This is a genomic window from Sporomusa sp. (assembly GCF_035561255.1).
Taxonomy (GTDB): Bacteria; Bacillota; Negativicutes; order Sporomusales; family Sporomusaceae; genus Sporomusa.
Map to the genome: position 1 here is coordinate 1 of NZ_DATMXX010000235.1, position 2,185 is coordinate 2,185.

At 45.8% G+C, this 2,185-nt stretch carries 3 protein-coding genes; 2 read left to right on the plus strand and 1 reads right to left on the minus strand.

Annotation, left to right across the window (positions count from 1 at the left end; genetic code table 11):
- Nucleotides 1-995: D-alanine--D-alanine ligase (gene ddlA, locus VN379_RS13295; protein WP_325534587.1), on the plus strand; the 995-nt coding region annotated here is incomplete at its 5' end.
- 86 nt (nucleotides 996-1,081) lie between these two features.
- On the plus strand, nucleotides 1,082-1,645 hold the full coding sequence (locus tag VN379_RS13300) for a hypothetical protein (protein ID WP_325534589.1): 564 nt from the start codon (nucleotides 1,082-1,084) through the stop codon (nucleotides 1,643-1,645).
- A 41-nt stretch (nucleotides 1,646-1,686) separates the two neighbouring features.
- Here the strand turns inward: VN379_RS13300 and VN379_RS13305 are convergent, their stop codons facing one another.
- Nucleotides 1,687-1,836 (minus strand): hypothetical protein, encoded by a 150-nt coding sequence (locus VN379_RS13305; RefSeq protein ID WP_325534591.1) that lies wholly within the window; start codon nucleotides 1,834-1,836, stop codon nucleotides 1,687-1,689.
- Nucleotides 1,837-2,185: the final 349 nt, after the last annotated feature.

Consider the following 2,185-nt stretch of genomic DNA (forward strand, 5'->3'; position numbering starts at 1 on the left):
AATATGATGTGACACTTATTGGGATAGATAAAACCGGGCAATGGCACTTAAATGACAGCTCGCAGTTTTTATTAAATAGTAATGATCCGAAATCTATTGCGTTAAGTAAAACAGGAAAAGATGTTGTTTTAGTTCCTGGCAAGGAAAGCGAAAAACTTTTACATATTACCGGTACCAATACAAGCGGCAGTGTTGATGTTATATTTCCCATTCTGCACGGTCCTTTTGGTGAGGACGGTACGGTTCAGGGGCTGCTGAAATTGGCGAATGTTCCTTTTGTCGGGGCCGGGGTATTGGGATCGGCTGTTGGCATGGACAAAGATGTTACCAAGCGGCTGCTACGGGATGCGGGTATTCCGATTGCTAAATTCCGGGTTGTTTATAAGTGGGAGCTGGATCAGTTAGACTTTAACGAGATTTCACGGTATCTGGGCTTACCTCTTTTTGTTAAGCCGGCAAATGCCGGATCCTCTGTTGGCGTTAGTAAGGTAAAGAACGAGGAACAGTTTTTAAAAGCTGTTGAATTGGCATTTAGATTTGATACAAAGGTATTAATTGAAGAGTTTATAGCAGGCCGGGAAGTGGAGTGCGCTGTTTTAGGTAATGAGACACCAGTAGCCTCCCGGATTGGAGCGATTATCGCTCAGCAGGAATTCTACTCTTATGAAGCAAAATATATAGATGAGAATGGGGCTATTCTGGAAATTCCAGCCAAGATCCCGCATGAAGTGGAGAAAGAAGTCCAGGATATCGCGATCAAGGCCTTTAAGGTGCTTTGCTGCGAAGGAATGGCCAGAGTAGATTTTTTCTTAACACCAGATAATAAAGCAGTAATCAATGAGATCAATACCATTCCCGGTTTCACTAAAATTAGCATGTATCCCAAGCTTTTGGAAATCAGCGGTATAAGCTATCCAGCGCTAATTGACAAGCTAATCCAGTTAGCTTTGGAGCGGCATGCCAGAGAGCAGCATTTAAAAACATCTTACATCTAAAATAATTCTTTTGTGGTGATCATGACTAACAAACACATAAACCCTCATACTACGGGAACATTAAAATAAGTATGAGGAGGTGCTTTATGAACATTTTTCGTATCGGAGCACGGATAATTAGTAGAAGCTCACCCGCATTATTGCTTGCTGGCGGTGCGGTGCTTGCTCTGACTCTGGTCCCGGTCCGGCATGGGTTACGGACTGTTGCGGTTAAAGCAACAAAGGGAGCCTTAATTGTTGGCGATGGGGTGAAAAATCTAACAGCCAGGCTGCGAGCCGAGGCTACCGACATTGTTGCAGAGGCACGCCAGACAAGTCAGTGTTCTTGTTCTGACGACTCACTAAAATCACTCCGCTCGTGTGCAAAGGTTAAGGGACGCCGTATGGCCGTTGCCACTACCGTCGGGGTACTGAACATGAAAGAAAAGGCCAAATCCATTCGGGACGGGTTTACTGAGATTGTGGAAGAAGCGAAAGAGCTTCGCACAACAGACCCCTTGGTGGACGCAGGGCTATCAGGTGCAGAACTGACGAGTTCTGAGGGTATTGGTATAGAGATACCTCAGGATGGGCTTGAAGTCCCGCTAGGAGAGATTGGCCCGGATGCGCCACGGAAAAGACGGACAACGCCGAAAAAAAATAACGATTAAATACCAAAACCCTCCGCAATAAAGCAGGAGGGTTTTGGTATTTATGGGTGTTGGGATTCACCGGTTAGTTTACGGGTAGCTTCTTTAGCCCCGCAGGCTTTACCTAATCCGTAGACGAGTGGAATTCCAATGGCGTGGACAAGCAGGAAAGTGCCCCAGCCAATAGCGGGACGCATGAGCATCCAATACATCACACCACCTCCTGAAGGTAGTATCTGCGCCAAGAATAAATCTATTCGACGACCCCTTATGCAGCATAGCATTAATGCCAAAATCCGCTATAGAGGTAAAAACAGCCAGTAAGGCAGCGGGTAGCCAGTCACCGCTCGTCAGAGCTATCTGGTCAAGCCGCGGCAGTGCTGCCGTCAAGGTTCCCGTTTTGTCAAACAACACAGTGTCAATGTTGCCAATACACTCTATCCTTTAAAAAATCAACAGCAAGGAGTCATATATCTCCTTGCTGTTAGCACTGATGGGATTTCACAGACTAGAAAAGTTTTAATCGCGTCCAGGAAATTCCTGCAAGCAAGTTATCTGTCT

Excerpts from the sequence above, each read along its gene's own strand:
- VN379_RS13305 (WP_325534591.1), bottom strand. The coding sequence starts at position 1,836 with ATGTATTGGATGCTCATGCGTCCCGCTATTGGCTGGGGCACTTTCCTG.
- VN379_RS13300 (WP_325534589.1), top strand. The coding sequence starts at position 1,082 with ATGAACATTTTTCGTATCGGAGCACGGATAATTAGTAGAAGCTCACCC.